The following is an 18,826-nucleotide window of genomic DNA, read 5'->3' on the forward strand; positions in this document are numbered from 1 at the left end:
ATCAAAGGCACAATAACGACAAAAAGTGTGGTTTATTCAATTTATCAATTTGAAGGATTAGCCTGCTCTGCGCAACAAATACCATGCTCCAGCAGCAAAAATGGCTGGCGGTAGAATGGCACCAAAAATGGCAGGCATCCCAAACACCAGACTGACAGGCCCGAAAGTCCGTACCGCAAAGAAATAAGCCATTCCAGTTAGAACACCTACCAACACTCTGGCCCCCATGGATACACTGCGCATAGGACCAAAAACAAAAGAAGCAGCCAGAATAATCATTATCGCGGTACTGATAGGCTGAATAAGTTTGCGCCAGAATGCTAGATCATAACTTTGGGTTTCCAGTCCATTATTAGCCAGATACTGTCGATAATTGTAGAGACTGACGATATCCAGAGTTTCAGGATCATCACTCAGTACTGATAGATTCTCCATTTCGATATTGGTTTGCCACTCCAGAGCGTCAAAGCGCTGTCGCTCAATTCCATCCTGAGTAATAATCGATTTATAACCGTTTTTAAGCTGCCAGACGTTATTATCCAGCAAGGCACTAGAGGCATGAATAACTGACTCCAGGGTTTGGCTTTGGTCAAATTGGTAGATTGAGACACCTTCCATACGCTCGTTACCAATCACGTCCTTAACATGCACCATCTTGCCACCATCTTTAACCCAGACACCCTGCTCCCCCTTAACCAGCTGGTCGCCCAAGATTGCACGGTTACGAATATCCTCAGCCATTCTGGTGGTTTTGGGTGACACATACTCACCGAGGAAAATAGCAAAAGCGATTAAAATCAGACCATAGCTCAATGCAGAGCCGACAATCTGCATAGTTGTCTTGCCCGCAGCTCTCATAACGGTAAGTTCACTGCGTGAAGCCAATAAACCGAGGCCAGCAATCGATCCAATAAGGATTGCCATGGGGAAAAATTCGTAGATGTATTGAGGAGCAAGCAACAGCGAATAAGACAGGCCATCCACAAACTGATAGCTACCTTTTCCAAAATCACCGCTTTCATCTATTAAAGTAAACAGTACTCGAATGACTGCCAACACAATCAAGGTCATGATGGAAGTAGCGAGGATGGTTTTACCAATATAGAAGCGAAGGATATTCATGAGCCAGCCTCCTCATTATCGGTAGCCTGCTTTTTGTTTTTTACCGTGTTGGCTCGACCATGCAAATAAAGAAGCCTAGCGACTAACAGTGACATCACCAGATAAATCGGTATGAAGCCTATCCAGCCAGGAATCTGCTCGGATTCCAGGGCACGCCTGAAAACAACGATAAGAACGATATAACCAATATAAACCATCAGCGCAGGCAGCATTTTAGCGAACTTACCTTCACGGGGACGCACTCGACTCAACGGGATAGCCAAGAACATAAATAATGGAACCGAAATCGGAACGGCCAGACGCCAATGCAGCTCAGCCCAACTGGCACCATCTGCGGTATTCCAAAGTTCAGGAGTTGATGTGGCACTAATTTTACGACGAGATACGATGCTGCGCTCTGCATCAAGTCGCGCAAAGTAGCTCTCGAAGCGTGTGATCTTACTAATCTGCTGATTTTCATCCAGCTCGTAAACATGGCCATCATTCAGTTGCAAAAAGTTCTTATCAATTGATTCGTCATAAAAACGTTCAGCACTCTCAGCTGTGATAATGCGAGTATTAGGATTGGTCTCACTAGGCATTTCCGCAAGGAAAAAGTTACCTAACTGAGTGGGACGTTCGGAGGAATCAGCATAGACAACGCCCTCGCCTTCCTGGAACATCTGGAAGTGGCCAGGAGTCAGCATACTAAGTTCAAGCTTGCTGGCATGCTCATCTCGAATTTGATAGGTCAACTCATTGGCCTGTGGTGATAACCATAAAGTTACGGCTCCGCCCACTAAGGCAATAATCAATGCCGCAGGCATCAACATTTTGATCAGGAACCGTTCACTGACACCAACTGAGCGCAATACCGCCATCTCGCTATCAACATACAGACGACTAAAAGCTAAGAGACAGCCTAGAAAGAAAGCCAGCGGAAGCAAGAATCCAATGAGAACTGGGCTATATAAACCAACCATTTGCCAGACCATAGTCCCGGAAATATCTCCAGCCGCCGCCTGCGCCAGATATTTAACAATGCGCTGACTCATAAAAATAGCAAAGAGCACCCCGAGAATTGCAGTGGTGCTGGTTAACACTTCGCGATTTAAATAACGACTTAAAATCAAAGGAATTCCTTGGTTTTACTGGCTATGCCAAAGCTTTAATACCCTGTCAAACAGCGAGTTGCTGTGCTGGTATTAATTCTCATATCGGTTAAACTATGGCGCATTATAAACCAAAATCAACGATTTGCAGGTGATCTATGGAATTCTTTGTAAAAAGTGGCAGTCCGGAAAAACAAAAAACCGGTTGTCTGATTGTTGCTGTATTTGAGTCACGTAAACTTTCCGCTCAGGCTCAACATATTGACGAAATCAGCGAGGGCTATATTAGTGCCATCGTTCGTCGTGGCGACATGGAAGGCAAATTTGGACAAACACTTTTATTACATAATGTTCCGCATACCAGTTGTGAGCGTGTATTGCTAGTTGGCTGTGGCAAAGAGCGCGAATTTGATGGCTCTCAGTACAAAAAACTTTGTAGCAAGATTATTAAGTTTCTACATGAAACAGGCACAACTGATGCCATCAGTTGCCTACCTCTTCTTAATGTTAAAGGACAGGATCTCTACTGGAAAGTTCGTTTCGCAGTTGAAGCAGCCAATGAAAGCCTCTATCAGTTCGAAGAGCTAAAGAGCAAAAAGTCCGAAACCCGACGTCCTCTGAAAAAAATGACTTTATTCGTTGAGTCGCGTGCGGATTTATCTGAAGGCGAAAAAGCCATTCTACATGCCCAGGCAATCAGTAAAGGTCAATCATTAACCAAAGATCTCGCAAACCTGCCTGGCAATATCTGTAATCCAACCTATCTTGCCAAGCGTGCTGAAGAGTTAGCCAAGCACTATGACGCAATGAAGACAACCATTCTGGATGAGTCAGAGTTAGCCGACATGGGCGCAGGCGCGTTTGTTTCCGTTTCTCAGGGCTCCGATGAACCGGGCAAGTTAATCTGCATGGAATACATGGCTGGCGGCAAAGATGAAAAGCCAGTGGTATTCGTTGGTAAAGGCATTACTTTCGATACCGGCGGCATTTCAATTAAGCCATCTGCATCGATGGATGAAATGAAATTTGATATGGGTGGTGCGGCATCTGTATTCGGTGTGATGCAGTCTATTGCCGAAATGAACCTTCCAGTCAATGTGGTTGGTGTGGTTGCCGCAGCTGAAAATATGCCAAGTGGTCGCGCAACTCGCCCGGGCGATGTAGTGACATCTCTGTCTGGCCAGACAATCGAAATTTTGAACACTGATGCCGAAGGCCGTTTGGTGTTGTGTGACGCGTTAACCTATATCGAGCGTTATGATCCGGATATCGTTATCGACATAGCCACTTTAACAGGCGCCATCATTATCGCCTTGGGTCACGAAGCATCAGGCATGATGAGTAATCATAACGGTCTTGCTAATGAAATCGAATCTGCCAGTGATATTACCAATGATCGCGTGTGGCGCTTGCCAATCTGGGAAGAATATCATCAGCAGCTTAAGAGTAATGTAGCCGACTTTACTAACCTCGGTGGTCGTGCAGCAGGGTCCATTACTGCAGCTTGCTTCCTGGCTAAATTCACCAAGAAGTACCGTTGGGCTCACCTTGATATCGCAGGCACAGCTTGGAACAGCGGTGCCAAAAAGGGTGCAACAGGCAGACCAGTACCTTTATTGTCACAAATTGTTCTTAACCGAATCAAGTAACTATGACCCAGGTCGAGTTCCACATTCTGGAAAGCCAGCCAGGCGAAGATGCTTATCTTCGCTTGATTGGCCAATGTGTAAAAAGCCTTTATAAACAAGGGCGAAAAGTCTATATACACGCACATGATCAAGAACAGGCTCATGCAGTTGATGAGTACCTGTGGGCATTAGATTTGAACGAATTTATTCCTCATAACCTGGTTGGCGAAGGTCCAGCAAAAGCCCCGCCTGTGCAGATTGGTTTTACTCAACCTCCTGAAGAGCAGCATGACTGCCTGATCAATCTTTCGCGTGACGTGCAACCTTTTTTCAGTTATTTTCTCAAATGCTATGAGATAGTGCCAAATCAGGAAGACCATAAAGAAAGTGCTCGTGAACGCTATAAGTTCTATCGAGGGCACGGCTATCCTTTGCAACATAAAAAACATTAACTTTTTTTATATCAAGACATATAACTAAAACTTATAATAATTTTAATTGCTTAGACGAGACATTTTGTATGAATGGGTTTACCCGATACGCCCTTAAAAACCTTAAGAGCACAGGAAGCATTGCCCCAAGCTCACGCTTTCTGGCTAAGAAGATAGCGAAAACTATACCACCAACAGCTAAAACCTTAATTGAATTAGGCGCTGGAGATGGTGTGATCACACGCCATCTACTTGCAACTATGAATGATGATGCCAAATTGACAGCTTACGAGCTTTCCGACCAGCTTCTGCCTCTACTAGAGGGCATCAAGCACCCAGGCTTCAGCATCAATAATCACTCCGCATTAGAACTTACCAACGACTTTGAACCTGGTAGTGTTGATTTTTTACTGTCTTGTTTGCCGATTGCCCTGTTCGATGAAAAGATGAAACGCGATCTATTACAGCAAATTCACCAGGTTCTATCACCGAATGGTTTATTTGTTCAATACCAGTACTTACCAAAGGATCGTAGACTGATCATGGAGTACTTTCCAGAAACCAAATCCAAATGGATTGCACTGAATATTCCTCCTTCGTTCATCTATATCGCAAAACCAGCAAAATAACCTCTCAAGCCTAGGATTTGTTAGCACAAAAGCAGCATGAAAGTTCAACAAATCCTAGATATCTAAGCCATAGGCGCTATAATTCAGGGCTTCACTACGAATAACGTTCAACTGGCTAAGACCTAATCATGGAAAAAGCATACGACCCGAAATCGATAGAACAAAACTTGTACAAGACCTGGGAAGATAATGACTATTTCTCGCCAAAAGGCGGTGATGATAGCTACTGCATCATGATCCCTCCGCCCAATGTCACGGGCAGTCTGCACATGGGCCACGCTTTCCAGCACACGATTATGGACGCGCTCACCCGTTATCACCGCATGAAAGGTGACAATACCTTATGGCAACCAGGTTCTGATCACGCCGGTATTGCAACTCAGATGGTGGTTGAACGTTTGCTGGATAAAGAAGGTAAAAGCCGCCATGACCTTGGCCGTGATGCCTTTATTGATAAAGTCTGGGAATGGAAAGAACACTCAGGTGGAACCATCACCCGCCAAATGCGTCGTTTGGGTGACTCCTGTGACTGGTCACGCGAAGCCTTTACCATGGATGATGATCTATCCGATGCAGTGCTTGAAGTTTTTGTTCGCCTCTACGAAGAAGGTCTGATTTACCGTGGTCAGCGCCTGGTTAACTGGGATCCCAAGCTGTTAACTGCCGTATCTGATCTGGAAGTTGAATCTCACGAAGAAAATGGTCATCTGTGGCATCTTAAATACCCTCTGGCTGATGGTTCAGGTCATTTAGTGGTCGCCACTACTCGTCCAGAAACCATGCTCGGCGATACTGCGGTAGCGGTTCATCCTGATGACGAGCGTTACCAGCACCTGATTGGTAAGACCATCAAGCTGCCATTAACTGATCGCGAAATTCCAATTATTGCCGATGATTATGTGGAAAAAGACTTTGGTTCCGGTTGCGTGAAGATTACTCCGGCTCACGACTTCAACGATTATGAAATGGGTCAGCGCCACAACCTTGAAATGATCAACATCCTAACTCCAACAGCTCATATCAGCGATCAAGCACCCGAGGCTTACCGCGGTTTAGACCGTTACGAAGCCCGTAAGAAGATCGTTGAAGATTTTGAACAGTTAGGCCTGTTGGAAAAAATTGAGCCGCATAAATTGAAAGTTCCTCGTGGCGATCGTAGCGGCGTCGTCATTGAGCCTTATTTGACTGATCAGTGGTACGTCAAAATCGCGCCACTGGCAGAGCCAGCGTTGAAAGCAGTTAAAGATGGTGATATTAAATTCGTACCCGAAAACTGGTCAAACACCTACTATCACTGGATGGAAAATATCCAGGACTGGTGTATCAGTCGTCAGCTTTGGTGGGGCCATCAAATCCCCGCCTGGTACGACAATGATGGTAATGTCTACGTTGGTCGCAGTGAAGAAGAGGTTCGCCAGAAGCATAATCTTGGCGATATTGAACTGCGCCGGGATGAAGATGTACTGGACACCTGGTTCTCCTCTGCCTTGTGGCCCTTCGCAACGCTTGGCTGGCCTGAAGAAACGCCTGAGTTAGAAACCTTCCTGCCTACCAGTGTACTGGTAACTGGTTTCGATATTATTTTCTTCTGGGTTGCCCGTATGATCATGATGGGGCTTAAGTTCACCGGCAAGGTTCCTTTCAAGGAAATTTACATCACAGGCCTTATTCGCGATGAACATGGCCAGAAAATGTCGAAGTCCAAAGGTAACGTACTGGATCCAATCGATATTATCGACGGCATTGATTTAGATTCTCTGGTGGAAAAGCGTACCACCGGCATGATGAACCCCAAAGATGCGGAAAAAATTTCCAAGCGTACTCGTAAAGAATTCCCAGAAGGCATCGCACCTTATGGTACTGACGCTATGCGCTTTACTTTCTGCGCAATGGCCTCAACCTCCCGCGATATTAATTTTGACCTGAACCGTGTCGAAGGTTACCGCAACTTCTGTAATAAAATCTGGAATGCGGCGCGCTACGTGCTGATGAACACTGAAGAGCAGGATACTGGTATCAATGGTGGCGAGATGACATTGAGTGTTGCCGACCGCTGGATCAAAAGTGAACTTCAGAAAACCATTACTGAGTTCGAAAAAGCCGTCGCCAATTACCGTTTTGACTTAGCATCCAATGCACTCTATGAGTTCACCTGGAATACTTACTGTGACTGGTACCTTGAGCTATCTAAACCTATATTGTATGGCGACGAGTATAGTGAAGCTGAAAAGCGTGGCACTCGTCATACGTTAGTATCTGTACTCGAAAGTCTAATGCGTTTGCTGCATCCGTTCATGCCGTTTATCACCGAAGAAATCTGGCAACGTGTTGCACCATTAACCGGGATCAATACAAAAAAGCATGCAAGCATCATGCTACAACCCTTCCCGATTTCTAAGGTTGAACTGATTGATGATCAGGCTGAGCAGGATATCGAATGGTTAAAAACTATTATTGTTGGAGTTCGTAACATTCGTGGCGAAATGAATATCGCACCAGGCAAGCCACTTAACGTATTGTTCCGCAATGGCTCCGAGCAAGACAAGACTCGTCTCGACAGCTACCGCACCTTCTTGAGCAAACTGGCTAAACTGGAATCTATTGAGTGGCTGGAAGCAGGTCAGGAAGCTCCAATGTCTGCAACTGCTTTAGCTGGAAAAATGGAAATCCTGATTCCAATGGCTGGTCTTATAGACGTAGAACAGGAGATGGCTCGTTTAATCAAAGAAAAGGAAAAGCTTGAGAAAGAGCAACAGCGTATCAGCGGCAAACTGTCTAACAAGAACTTTACTGATAAAGCTCCTGAAGCGGTCGTCAATAAAGAAAAGGAAAAGCTTGAAGAAGTTGAGTCAACGTTGGGTAAAGTCGCTGAGCAAATTAAGCAACTGGAGGCACTATGAAGTTATTAATTATTATTATGGGCTTTTTTATAGGGTTGACGGCAGTTGCCAATGAATCCCAGAAACACTATGGCTATTTTAAGTTTTCTAAAGGTCAAATTGGTGAGGCTTGTCCTGAATTAAAAGAGGGGCAAAAGCTGACTTATAGTATCAAAAGTAATAAGCCGATTATGTTTAACTTTCACTACCATCAGGAAAGTGAAGTGACTTACCCGGTAGAAGAGCATGAAACAAAAGCAATTACTAAAACATTTACAGCTCCAATTGATCAGACCTACTGCTTAATGTGGACCGGGCTGGAAAACGATTCAGCTGTTGAGATGGAATACTTTATTCATTAGAAGTGAAGTTTCTAAAATAAAAAGGCACTGATTATCAGCGCCTTTTTTGTTGTGGCCTTGCATTCGCATCAGAATAAATCCGGTTTATAGCGAAAGTGTTTTTTGACTGTTTCGATAATCTGAGTTTCCGTCATTTTATCGGCACTTTCTACTTCGACCTTTTCAGGCTTATGGTTCTGGTGCTGGTCAAGATACTTTGCAAATTCCTGCTTGGCTTCAGCAGGCCCAAATATATAAAGTCTTTCAGCATTATTAACCCCCGAAGCCACTTCTGAGTAATACTGATTTAACAGGTTTTGGCTTCTACGATCAGCCTTGTCCTCTGCAAAGACGCCTTGAGGACCATATGGGGTCTTTGATCGGGAGCCACGCTTTTCATCAATATGCTCTTCGACACCAGATTGAATAAATCGCGTACTGATTCCTTTGTCACTTATTTCGACTAAAGCTGCTTCTCTATGATCAAGCCAAATACCTACTTTAGAATGAGCCATATGCACCTCCTTATTCTCATGACATATACTTATCATACTCCTCAGTCGAATAATTTAAAGTGAGTTACTTCAAGCTCCTACCTTAAGGTATACAAACCTCCTCGGCTGGAGCTCTCATGTTGTAATGAGTAGACATTACATGACCGTAAGCTCCTGCATTTTCAATAAGAATCAAATCGCCCTCGAAAGTATCAGGAAACGGTATTTCGATTCCAAGTTTGTCAGTACTCTCACAGATAGGCCCGACCACAGTTGCCAGATGCTTCTTGGTTTCAGAAAGCCGCGAAAAATTAACAATCGGATGATAGGAACCATACAAAGCAGGACGCATCAACGAATTCATGCCTGTGTTGATTCCTACATAGTAGTAATTCTGCTTTTGCTTAACCTGAGTGGCCTTAGCTACCAGAACACCAGTATTAGCGACTATGTAGCGGCCCGGTTCAATCCAAAGTTGATACTGTGGATACTGAGCTTTTACCGCCTGCAAGCTTTGGTTTATTTGCTCCATGGTAAGTTCAGTTTGCTGAGCTCGCTCCTTAATACCGAATCCGCCACCAAGGTTTAGGAATTTAACTTCAGAAAATTGACTCGCCACTTCAGCCAGTAATTTTGCATGTTCTGCCCAATGTTCATTAGTTAAAATTCCACTTCCTGCATGCGCGTGCAGTCCCACGACCTTAATATTATTCTCTTTAATGATGGGTAGTAATTGCTCAATTTCCTGAATAGGAATTCCGAATTTAGAAGTAGCACCAGCAGTTCGTACATTCTCGTGATGACCTTTACCGATATTGGGGTCAACTCGTAAGAATATACTTTTGTTAGCAAAAGTTTCCGACCATTTTTTAAGAGGGTAACTGCTATCAAGCGAAAGCATGACCCCATAGTCCAAAGCCTTTTCATACTCAATTCGACTGGCAAAATTTGGTGTAAAAAAGATTCGCTCTTTACTGATGTCGGGAAACATTTCTAAAACTGTTTCTACTTCATAAATAGAAACAGTTTCAAATCCAATTCCTTGCTGAAAAGCTGTGGTTAATACTTGTGGGTGGTTGTTAGCTTTTACGGCAAAAAATATCTGGTCAACAGCACTTATCGACTTTAATGCACTGATGTTATCTTTAACTGCCGACAGGTTATAAATATAGGCGTTTTCACGACTCTCAAGACAAAGCTCAATATCAGCTCGGCGTTTCTGCCACCACTTTTCACTAAGGACTTCTCTTTCTAGAGGCTTCTTAAGCTCTTTCGCAGTTGGTCCTAAAATTTCACTGTTAGGGTTGTTGCTAATCAACAATTCATGAAGAGCAGCTATCACTTTATCGCAGTGCTCATCATCAATCACAAAAGTAAGATTCAGGTCAGAAGCAGCCTGCGATAATAAATACACTTTATAGGTTTCAAAAATAGAAAATGCTGGCGCAATCTTGTGCAAAATGGCACGCACATTTTGACCCACAATAGAAACGGCCGAACAGTTTTTCATGACATTGACTCGGCAAATGGTCGACAACTCATCCACCAGATTTTTAAGCCTGCGTTCGCTGACTACCTGAGTCAGACTGTCTAGACTCACTGTAACATTGGTTTCAGATGTTGAGACCAGGTCGACGGAAACTTGGTGCTTTTTGAAAACAGCGAACATATCTGCCAAGAAACCTGCTTGTTGCCACATTCCCTGACTTTCCATAGATATTAAAGTGATACCATTCTTAGCAGTAATCGCTTTAACCATACCCCAACGATTATCGAAGTGATGAATTTGTGTACCGGCCAGTTCAGAGTCTATTGTCGAACGGATATAAATTGGGATGTTAGATAATTGGGCTGGACGTATGGCGCGAGGATGAAGTACTTTTGCCCCAGCCGATGCCATTTCCTGAGCTTCATCATAATTAAGATGGTTTAGCAGGCGGGCATTTTGTACCTGGTTTGGATTGGCGGTGAAAATACCCGGAACATCTGTCCAAATTTCGAGCCGGTCTGCACCAGTCTTTGCCGCGAAATATGCGGCAGACGTGTCTGAACCACCACGCCCTAGTAATACGGTATCTCCTTCCTGATTACTGGCAATAAAACCTTGAGTAATAATGACGGGATTGTTACCAATATGCTGTAACAAGCTTTCATCCAGATCACAGTCACAACCGGCAGCCAGATAGTCATTCTGACTTTGGCGATTTGCAGACAAATATTCTCTGGCATCGACCCAGAGGAGTTTATCTTCTAACTGACTGGATAAATACTGCGCACCAATTTTAGTGGCCCATAACTCTCCCTGCGCCATTATCAATGCGCGGATTCGGTCACTGACTTCGCCCAGCAAATTGATGCCATCAAGAAGGCGCTTCAGATAACGATACTCGTCATCTAACAAACTCTGACTGACCTCTAACTGCTCTATCAGTTGTTGATGAAGCTCTACCAGCTCCTTAAAAGCAACCTCATGCTCGCCTGCGATAGCAAGCTGAATCAGTTGCTCAAGGCGATTAGAGACCGTACTGACCGCTGAATGAACAACAAATACATTGAAGCCCTTCGCACGTTTTCGTTTGACGATTTTAGCAATAGTATCCCAGTTACTTCGCGTTGAAACGCTAGTTCCGCCAAACTTTATCACATGCCAGGCAGTATTATTTGTTGTCATCATTTTCTCCCTTCGTCTTTCAAAAGAACACGAATGTTTACTTTAATTTATATTCAGGCCATAAAAAAACCCGCAGAGGTTGTCCTGTGCGGGTTTGAAATACTGATCAATTCTTAACTATTCTTTCACCCACAACCTATCGAGACACGTTTTTTAAGTGCCTTCTTGCTGTGTTTCTTGAAAGTCATAGTCATATTCATAACTGCGGAATATAAGTTATTTCACAATAAAGTCAAATAATAAATGGTTATTTTTTGTCCGAGCTATTTCTTTTATTGCGAAAGAAACTTTTAAGCTGTTCGCTACACTGTTCCTGCATTAAGCCAGATTCAGTAACACACTGATGATTGAAACTTGGATTTTGCAATATATTCAGAACTGAGCCTGCCGCTCCTGTTCTTGGATCCGAAGTAGCAAATACCACCCTTGATACACGCGCATGGACCATCGCCATAGCGCACATAGCACACGGCTCTAATGTTACATATAGGGTTGTATTAACCAGCCGATAATTCTCAATCTTCTCCCCAGCAGCCCGTAACGCAACCACCTCAGCATGTGCCGTTGGGTCATGGCTTAATATGGGTTGATTAAAGCCTTCAGCAATAACCTCTCCGTCTTTAGCCAATACCGCACCCACAGGAACTTCGCCCTTCTCCTCGGCTATAGCTGCCAATTCAAAAGCTCTATGCATACATTGTTGGTCAAAATCGGTAAAGTCAGTCATAGATAGTGATTATGAAGTCATGCGGCGTTAACAGTGATGGGTTACGCTTTACAAGCTAACCCATCCTATAGAGTCATACAATTACTTGTTTTCAAATTTGCAAGAAGGAGGAGGCTTATTTATTCCGCTAAACATAAATTTAAGATTTTTGCTGTTAGGCGAGGCAAAAAAGCGCACAGCGACGGGAGTTTACAACAAGTAAATAACCGAGCGAGCACTTTTTTAACAAAGCATATCAGCAAAAAGATAAATTTATTCCCATTCAATAGTGGCTGGGGGCTTACTTGAAATATCATAAGTAACCCTTGAAATCCCATCTACTTCATTAATAATACGACCTGACACATGTTCCAGAAATTCGTACGGCAAGTGTGCCCAACGGGCTGTCATAAAGTCGATAGTTTCTACCGCTCGTAGCGCCACCACGTAATCATATTTACGGCCATCGCCCATGACACCTACGGAACGAACGGGTAAGAATACGGTAAATGCCTGACTGGTTTTATCGTATAGGTCATGCTTATACAACTCTTCGATAAAGATGGCATCAGCGCGACGAAGTAGATCGGCATACTCTTTCTTAACTTCACCTAAAATGCGAACACCTAAACCCGGACCTGGGAAAGGATGACGGAACAGCATGTCGTATGGAAGGCCAAGCTCTAAACCGATTTTACGAACTTCATCTTTGAATAGTTCACGTAGCGGTTCTACTAATTTCAGGTCCATTTTTTCAGGCAAGCCACCAACATTATGGTGTGATTTAATCACATGAGCTTTGCCCGTTTTGGCACCAGCAGACTCAATGACGTCTGGATAAATGGTACCTTGAGCTAACCATTTTGCATTGACTAACTTTTTCGATTCTTCGTCAAAAATATCGACGAATACTTTACCGATAATTTTACGCTTAGCTTCTGGCTCATCAATTCCTTTCAACTCAGAAAGGAATCGATCCTCTGCGTCGATACGAATGATGTTTAGACCAAAGTTATCACCAAACATGGCCATCACCTGGTCAGCTTCATTCAAGCGTAACAGACCATTGTCAACGAATACGCAGGTCAGCTGCTTGCCAATTGCGCGGTGTAACAACATTGCGGTTACTGATGAGTCAACACCACCTGAAAGGCCAAGTACTACTTCATCATCACCGACCTGTTGCTTAATCTGCTCAATTGCATCATCAATGATGTTTTCGGCAGTCCATAATTTTTCGCAACCACAGATTTCATCAACAAAGCGCTCAAGAATTCGACCACCTTGCTTAGTGTGCGTTACTTCTGCGTGAAATTGAATACCGTATAGAGGCTTTTCTTTATGAGCAATTGCTGCAATCGGCGCGTTATCACTGGAAGCGATAACCACAAAGTCTTCTGGAACCGATAGTACTTTGTCGCCATGACTCATCCACACATCTAGAACCGGATGACCCTCAGTGTTGAAGCGGTCTTCAATGCCTTCGAACAGTGCACTGTGCGACTTGGTGAAAACTTCTGCATAACCAAACTCACGCTTTTCAGAACCGCCAACACGGCCACCGAATTGATGGGCCATGGTCTGCATGCCATAGCAAATACCCAATACTGGAATTCCTAACTCGAACACAAGCTGCGGTGCCCGTGGCGTATTTTCGCCAGTTACCGATTCCGGCCCACCGGACAAAATAATACCCTTTGGATTAAACTCACGAATGAATTCCTCTTCGACATCGAATGGCACCAACTCACAATAAACGCCAATTTCGCGTACACGACGAGCAATCAACTGAGTGTATTGTGAACCAAAATCCAGTATCAGAATTCGATGTTCATGAATGTTTGCTTGCATTGCTATTACCTTTTATCAAGTTAGGTACAAATCTAAAAAAATCAAAAAGCCGCAGGCTGATACTGCGGCTTCGAAATAACCCGTCTTCTTGTTCGCTCTAACGCCAGTATTAGATACTGGCGCATAAGTTACTTAACACGATAGTTAGGAGCTTCTTTTGTGATGGCAACATCATGAACATGGCTTTCATTCATGCCTGCATTGGTTACTCTCACAAATTCTGCCTTGGTGCGCATTTCTTCAATAGTTGCGCAGCCAGTCAGTCCCATACTGGAACGAATGCCACCCATCATTTGATGAATAATTTGCGTCACCGGACCTTTATAAGGTACTCGACCTTCGATACCTTCTGGAACCAATTTATCCGCAGCGTTTGAGCTCTGGAAGTAACGATCACTTGAGCCTTGCTTTTGTGACATGGCGCCTAAAGAACCCATTCCACGATACGACTTGTATGAACGGCCCTGATATAACTCAACTTCACCTGGAGCTTCTTCGGTTCCTGCAAGCATTGAGCCAACCATAACGCTGTATGCACCGGCTGCCAACGCTTTGCAAATATCGCCTGAGAAGCGAATTCCACCGTCAGCAATAAATGGAACGCCGGTTCCCGCAAGTTCTTTGGCTACGCTAGATACCGCAGAAATTTGCGGAACACCCACACCAGTTACGATACGGGTGGTACAGATTGAGCCAGGCCCAATACCTACCTTAACGCCATCAGCTCCAGCATCTACTAATGCACGAGCACCAGCAGCAGTAGCAACGTTACCACCAATCACCTGCTTTTCAGGGTAATTCTGCTTAATCCACTTGATACGATCTAATACGCCTTGCGAATGGCCGTGTGAAGTATCGACAAGAATAATATCAACACCCGCTGCAACAATAGCTGCAACGCGATCCGGAGTTTCTGGACCCGTACCGACAGCTGCACCAACACGCAGGTGACCATAACGGTCTTTACAGGCGTTTGGCATAGTTTCTGCATTGTTAATATCTTTAACGGTAATCAGACCTTTAAGTTCAAAATTATCGTTAACGACTAATAGCTTTTCGATACGAAACTCATGCAACTTGTCGTAGATTTCTTCCTGACTGGCATCTTCTTTTACCGTCACCAAACGCTCTTTTGGCGTCATGACTTTAGAGACAGGCTTATCAAGACTAGTTTCAAATCGAATGTCACGGTTGGTCACAATACCCACAAGTTGATTTCCATCAACGACAGGCATTCCTGAAATACCATGCTCACGAGTCATTTGTTTGACTTGACCAATGGTAGTATCAGGAGTGATTGTGATTGGATCACTGACAATTCCGCTCTCAAACTTTTTAACGCGACGAACATGCTCAGCCTGTTGCTCAATAGTCATGTTCTTATGAACAAATCCCATACCGCCTTCTTGAGCTAATGCAATAGCTAAACGCGATTCTGTGACCGTGTCCATTGCAGCAGAAACAAGTGGGATATTGAGGCTATATTCGCGGGTAATCTTAGTGCGCAGGTCTGCGTCAGCAGGCAATACTTTGGAGTGTGCCGGCACTAATAAAACGTCGTCAAAGGTAAGAGCTTCCTCTATAATGCGCATATTGTGTACCACGTATTATTACGCCAACGCAAAAGGCGCTGGCTCGATGAAGCGCGTTATTATAACGTCTTCCCCCTTGCAAGGTAAATAACTATTTGATTCGATTTGTCTATGATTAAGCCAATTCTTGAACCACAACAATCCGGCGAAACACGTAAGATTTATTCTGTGAGCGAATTGGCATTCAAGGTTCGGAAACAGCTTGAAGATGTCATCGGACAAATCTGGATCACCGGGGAAATCTCAAACCTCGCCCTCCCCGCTTCAGGCCACTGGTACTTTACTCTAAAAGACAATGGTGCCCAGTTACGTTGCGCCATTTTCAAAAATCGTAACCGTAGTGCTCGTTTTACCCCAGAAGACGGTCAGCAGGTACTCCTTAGAGCTAAACTCAGTCTATATGAACCTAGAGGCGACATTCAGCTGATTGGTGAGTATGTCGAGCCAGCTGGCGAAGGAGCCCTGCAAATTGCATTTAACCGCCTGAAAGAAAAGCTACAGGCAGAGGGTTTATTCGCACCAGAATTAAAGCGCCCCATTCCCAAATACCCCAAAAAAATAGGGATAATTACCTCACCAAGCGGGGCGGCCATTAAGGATGTTCTCAGTGTCCTAAAAAGACGCATGCCACAGATTCCTGTCATTATCTACCCAAGCCAGGTTCAGGGCGAAAAAGCTGCCAAAACCTTGATAGAGCAACTAGAAGCTGCCAACCAACATGCTGAGTGTGATGTGCTGCTGATTACTCGAGGTGGCGGTTCACTGGAAGACATGTGGTGCTTCAATGACGAAACATTAGCTCGAAAAATTCGTGAAAGTAAAATACCGGTCGTTTCAGCGGTAGGCCACGAAGTTGATACCTCTATTAGTGACTGGGTTGCCGATTTACGTGCACCGACACCATCGGCTGCTGCTGAGTTACTGGTACCCGATCAGGCCGACTTACGCCATAAACTCATACAACTTGAGAGGCGCCTGATTGGGGAGTTTGAACATAAAATACAAGTTGCCCAATCTAAGCTCGATACACTGATCGCACGTATTGTGCATCCAAAACAGCAACTTAATCATTATAAGATCGAATTGCACTCCTTGAATAAAAGCCTGATTAATGCACAGAAATACCTGATGCAAACCAAACAAGGTGAGTTTAAGGACTTGCAGTCTCGACTGCACAGTTACAACCCAAAGTTACAACTCAATCAGGCCAAAACATCATTGCAGCAGGCCAATAAAAACCTCAAACAATCATGGAATTATCTGCTTAAACAGAAACAACAATCGCTGGCACTCAAAGCGCAGAAATTGAATAACATCAGTCCACTGGCAACACTTGAGCGTGGTTATACGATAACGGAAGATGAAACAGGAAAGGCAATAACATCGGCTGCAAAAGCCAATAAAGCCAAGTACCTCACTACCCGCTTTGCTGATGGTGAGGTTAAGAGCAAAGTTATCAATAACTAATGACTAAGCTTTGTATGTTTTATTTCCTCTAAAGCTCGAGTCCTTTCTACTTCTTCTAATTTAACACCAGCAGTTCCCGTCTTGACTGGAACTGCAATATTACCAACGACTTGAACAGTTGCTTCACTACCATCAGTATGCATCATGAACTTATAAAATTGTGACTCGCCAGCTACAATACTAAGACTAAACACGTAGGGCTCTGGTGCCCAATTCCAATTGCTATCAGGACCATCAATACTGCCAAGTGTTATTTCATAGCTCCCCTCAGGCAAGTGGAAATATAGATACCCACCGGGTTTTAATTTTCCTTTGTATTTCCCATCGATATAAATATATGGAGAAGCAGCGGAACCTAAGGCGCTGTAGATTCTGTAAAAGTATACTGTACCTTGATTACCATCTGTTGCTGTCTGCTGCTGAAATGCTGGGCCGCTTGCAGCGCAACCAGTCATAAATAAAAGAACAAAAATATAAAATCTTCTAGAAGTTGCAGTTAAAAACTTGGCCATTTATTTCTATCTACCGCCCCATTTTTTAATCGCACGTTTGCGCTTTAAGCGTTGACGTCTTGTGATTTCGTTTTTCTTGCCCTTAAATGGATTGTCGCCTTCTTTCATCTCAAGACGAATTGGCGTACCAATAAGCTTTAATTTATCGCGGAAGAAATTCACCAGAAAACGTTTATAGCTTTCGGGTAGTTTACTGACCTGATTGCCGTGAATGACGATCAGTGGCGGGTTATGGCCGCCAGGGTGAGCATACCTCAGTTTAATACGACGACCACGGACTGTTGGTGGCTGATGTTTTTCGGCAGCTTCTTCAAGCAGTCGAGTCAATTTCGAAGCACTCATCTCCACTTGTGCACTAGCCCAAGCTTCGTCAACTGACTCCCAAAGGTGGCCAACGTTTGAACCATGTAGCGCTGAAATAAAATGTATACGAGCGAAATCAATAAAGCCTAAGCGACGATCAATTTCGTGCTTAACATTATCGCGTTGCTCCTCGGTCATGCCATCCCATTTATTAATTGCAATAACCATTGAGCGACCAGCATCGATAATGTAACTGATTAAGCTGAGATCCTGATCTGTAATAGGCTCACGAGCGTCCATCACCATGATGGTCACGTTGGAGTCATCAATTGCCTGTAAGGTTTTCAGAACAGAGAATTTTTCTACGGTTTCTTTGACTTTGCCACGACGTCTGACACCCGCAGTATCAATAAGAGTGTATTTTTTATCACGACGCTCCATTTCAATATAGATACTGTCGCGAGTTGTGCCGGGCATGTCGTAAACAACCACTCTCTCTTCACCCAGAAATCGGTTTACCAGTGTAGACTTGCCAACATTTGGACGACCTACGATAGCAAGCTTCATGCCCTGTGCTTTTTCGTAGCCTATCAGCTCTTCATCGTCTGTAGATTCTAGATGCAGTTCATCAAAGATGGTATCAACTAACGTATTAACCCCTCGCCCATGGGCTGCGGCCAGCGGCAATACAGTTTGATAACCTAAACTATAATAATCTGAAAGAGCTGCCTCGGCATGAATACCATCAACTTTATTAACCAGCACAATGATCGGTTTATTCTGGCGTCTCAGGTGGCTTGCAACAAATTCATCTGCGGCAGTCATGCCTGTTCGTGCATCTACCAGGAAAAGAACTATGTTTGCTTCATTAATAGCCTGTAATGACTGGCCAGCCATCAAACCATCAATACCCTCTTCATCACCTGCGATACCACCAGTATCGACGACAATAAATTTCTGGCCTTTTAAAGTGGCTTGGCCATATTGACGGTCACGAGTAAGGCCGGGCAGGTTTGCTACCAGTGCATCGCGAGACTTTGTCAGTCTATTGAATAATGTAGATTTACCAACGTTGGGGCGACCAACGAGAGCGATAACTGGTAGCATGA

General features: G+C 44.1%; 15 protein-coding genes. 6 read left to right on the plus strand and 9 right to left on the minus strand.

The annotated features are described in order from the left end of the window. Positions 1-57: 57 nt before the first annotated feature. Together lptG and lptF are read right to left on the minus strand one after the other, a co-directional pair. Positions 58-1,122: an LPS export ABC transporter permease LptG gene (lptG, locus tag CW740_RS08480; RefSeq protein WP_106647099.1), complete on the minus strand. Its 1,065-nt coding sequence runs from the start codon at positions 1,120-1,122 to the stop codon at positions 58-60. Then, positions 1,119-2,234: an LPS export ABC transporter permease LptF gene (gene lptF, locus CW740_RS08485; protein ID WP_106647100.1), complete on the minus strand. Its 1,116-nt coding sequence runs from the start codon at positions 2,232-2,234 to the stop codon at positions 1,119-1,121. Before lptF ends, lptG begins: the two co-directional genes overlap by 4 nt. A 137-nt stretch (positions 2,235-2,371) precedes the next feature. Between lptF and CW740_RS08490 the strand changes: the two genes are divergently transcribed. The 5 genes from CW740_RS08490 (at position 2,372) to CW740_RS08510 (ending at position 8,142) form a co-directional block, all read left to right on the plus strand. Beyond that, positions 2,372-3,862 carry a leucyl aminopeptidase gene (locus CW740_RS08490; protein ID WP_106647101.1) on the plus strand — a complete coding sequence of 497 codons (1,491 nt, stop codon included), beginning with the start codon at positions 2,372-2,374 and terminating at the stop codon, positions 3,860-3,862. 2 nt (positions 3,863-3,864) lie between these two features. Next, positions 3,865-4,293 carry a DNA polymerase III subunit chi gene (locus tag CW740_RS08495; RefSeq protein ID WP_106647102.1) on the plus strand — a complete coding sequence of 143 codons (429 nt, stop codon included), beginning with the start codon at positions 3,865-3,867 and terminating at the stop codon, positions 4,291-4,293. Positions 4,294-4,361: 68 nt separating this feature from the next. Next, positions 4,362-4,901 (plus strand): class I SAM-dependent methyltransferase, encoded by a 540-nt coding sequence (locus CW740_RS08500; RefSeq protein WP_106647103.1) that lies wholly within the window; start codon positions 4,362-4,364, stop codon positions 4,899-4,901. Positions 4,902-5,029: 128 nt separating this feature from the next. Further along, on the plus strand, positions 5,030-7,801 hold the full coding sequence (locus CW740_RS08505) for a valine--tRNA ligase (protein WP_106647104.1): 2,772 nt from the start codon (positions 5,030-5,032) through the stop codon (positions 7,799-7,801). After that, positions 7,798-8,142 carry a hypothetical protein gene (locus CW740_RS08510; RefSeq protein WP_106647105.1) on the plus strand — a complete coding sequence of 115 codons (345 nt, stop codon included), beginning with the start codon at positions 7,798-7,800 and terminating at the stop codon, positions 8,140-8,142. Before CW740_RS08505 ends, CW740_RS08510 begins: the two co-directional genes overlap by 4 nt. A 68-nt stretch (positions 8,143-8,210) precedes the next feature. Here CW740_RS08510 and CW740_RS08515 read toward each other — a convergent pair whose 3' ends face one another. From CW740_RS08515 to guaB, 5 genes are all read right to left on the minus strand, one after another. Then, complete coding sequence (locus tag CW740_RS08515) at positions 8,211-8,636, minus strand: hypothetical protein (RefSeq protein WP_106647106.1); 426 nt, start codon at positions 8,634-8,636, stop codon at positions 8,211-8,213. A gap of 82 nt (positions 8,637-8,718) precedes the next feature. Next, positions 8,719-11,289, minus strand: coding sequence for a bifunctional aspartate kinase/diaminopimelate decarboxylase (locus tag CW740_RS08520; RefSeq protein ID WP_227523825.1), 2,571 nt, complete (start codon positions 11,287-11,289; stop codon positions 8,719-8,721). A 244-nt stretch (positions 11,290-11,533) separates the two neighbouring features. Continuing rightward, positions 11,534-12,013 (minus strand): tRNA adenosine(34) deaminase TadA, encoded by a 480-nt coding sequence (gene tadA / locus CW740_RS08525; protein ID WP_106647107.1) that lies wholly within the window; start codon positions 12,011-12,013, stop codon positions 11,534-11,536. 252 nt (positions 12,014-12,265) lie between these two features. Then, on the minus strand, positions 12,266-13,843 hold the full coding sequence (gene guaA / locus CW740_RS08530; RefSeq protein ID WP_106647108.1) for a glutamine-hydrolyzing GMP synthase: 1,578 nt from the start codon (positions 13,841-13,843) through the stop codon (positions 12,266-12,268). A 128-nt stretch (positions 13,844-13,971) separates the two neighbouring features. Further along, a complete protein-coding gene (gene guaB, locus CW740_RS08535; protein ID WP_018624422.1) occupies positions 13,972-15,435 on the minus strand; it encodes an IMP dehydrogenase in 1,464 nt (487 codons plus the stop codon). A gap of 111 nt (positions 15,436-15,546) precedes the next feature. On the opposite strand from guaB, the gene xseA reads away from it, so the two are divergent. Then, on the plus strand, positions 15,547-16,902 hold the full coding sequence (xseA, locus tag CW740_RS08540) for an exodeoxyribonuclease VII large subunit (RefSeq protein WP_106647109.1): 1,356 nt from the start codon (positions 15,547-15,549) through the stop codon (positions 16,900-16,902). Here xseA and CW740_RS08545 read toward each other — a convergent pair. Continuing rightward, positions 16,899-17,414, minus strand: coding sequence for a DUF2846 domain-containing protein (locus CW740_RS08545; RefSeq protein ID WP_106647110.1), 516 nt, complete (start codon positions 17,412-17,414; stop codon positions 16,899-16,901). The genes xseA and CW740_RS08545 overlap by 4 nt on opposite strands. Positions 17,415-17,420: 6 nt before the next feature. Next, complete coding sequence (gene der / locus CW740_RS08550; protein WP_106647111.1) at positions 17,421-18,824, minus strand: ribosome biogenesis GTPase Der; 1,404 nt, start codon at positions 18,822-18,824, stop codon at positions 17,421-17,423. Positions 18,825-18,826 lie beyond the last annotated feature (2 nt).

This window comes from Kangiella profundi (genome assembly GCF_002838765.1).
In the GTDB taxonomy this organism is placed as follows: domain Bacteria; phylum Pseudomonadota; class Gammaproteobacteria; order Enterobacterales; family Kangiellaceae; genus Kangiella; species Kangiella profundi.

What these genes read in the sequence shown, in the direction of transcription:
- lptG (WP_106647099.1), bottom strand. Translation starts at nt 1,122, where the DNA reads ATGAATATCCTTCGCTTCTATATTGGTAAAACCATCCTCGCTACTTCC.
- CW740_RS08490 (WP_106647101.1), top strand. Translation starts at nt 2,372, where the DNA reads ATGGAATTCTTTGTAAAAAGTGGCAGTCCGGAAAAACAAAAAACCGGT.
- CW740_RS08495 (WP_106647102.1), top strand. Translation starts at nt 3,865, where the DNA reads ATGACCCAGGTCGAGTTCCACATTCTGGAAAGCCAGCCAGGCGAAGAT.
- CW740_RS08500 (WP_106647103.1), top strand. Translation starts at nt 4,362, where the DNA reads ATGAATGGGTTTACCCGATACGCCCTTAAAAACCTTAAGAGCACAGGA.
- CW740_RS08505 (WP_106647104.1), top strand. Translation starts at nt 5,030, where the DNA reads ATGGAAAAAGCATACGACCCGAAATCGATAGAACAAAACTTGTACAAG.
- CW740_RS08510 (WP_106647105.1), top strand. Translation starts at nt 7,798, where the DNA reads ATGAAGTTATTAATTATTATTATGGGCTTTTTTATAGGGTTGACGGCA.
- CW740_RS08515 (WP_106647106.1), bottom strand. Translation starts at nt 8,636, where the DNA reads ATGGCTCATTCTAAAGTAGGTATTTGGCTTGATCATAGAGAAGCAGCT.
- CW740_RS08520 (WP_227523825.1), bottom strand. Translation starts at nt 11,289, where the DNA reads ATGATGACAACAAATAATACTGCCTGGCATGTGATAAAGTTTGGCGGA.
- tadA (WP_106647107.1), bottom strand. Translation starts at nt 12,013, where the DNA reads ATGACTGACTTTACCGATTTTGACCAACAATGTATGCATAGAGCTTTT.
- guaA (WP_106647108.1), bottom strand. Translation starts at nt 13,843, where the DNA reads ATGCAAGCAAACATTCATGAACATCGAATTCTGATACTGGATTTTGGT.
- guaB (WP_018624422.1), bottom strand. Translation starts at nt 15,435, where the DNA reads ATGCGCATTATAGAGGAAGCTCTTACCTTTGACGACGTTTTATTAGTG.
- xseA (WP_106647109.1), top strand. Translation starts at nt 15,547, where the DNA reads ATGATTAAGCCAATTCTTGAACCACAACAATCCGGCGAAACACGTAAG.
- CW740_RS08545 (WP_106647110.1), bottom strand. Translation starts at nt 17,414, where the DNA reads ATGGCCAAGTTTTTAACTGCAACTTCTAGAAGATTTTATATTTTTGTT.
- der (WP_106647111.1), bottom strand. Translation starts at nt 18,824, where the DNA reads ATGCTACCAGTTATCGCTCTCGTTGGTCGCCCCAACGTTGGTAAATCT.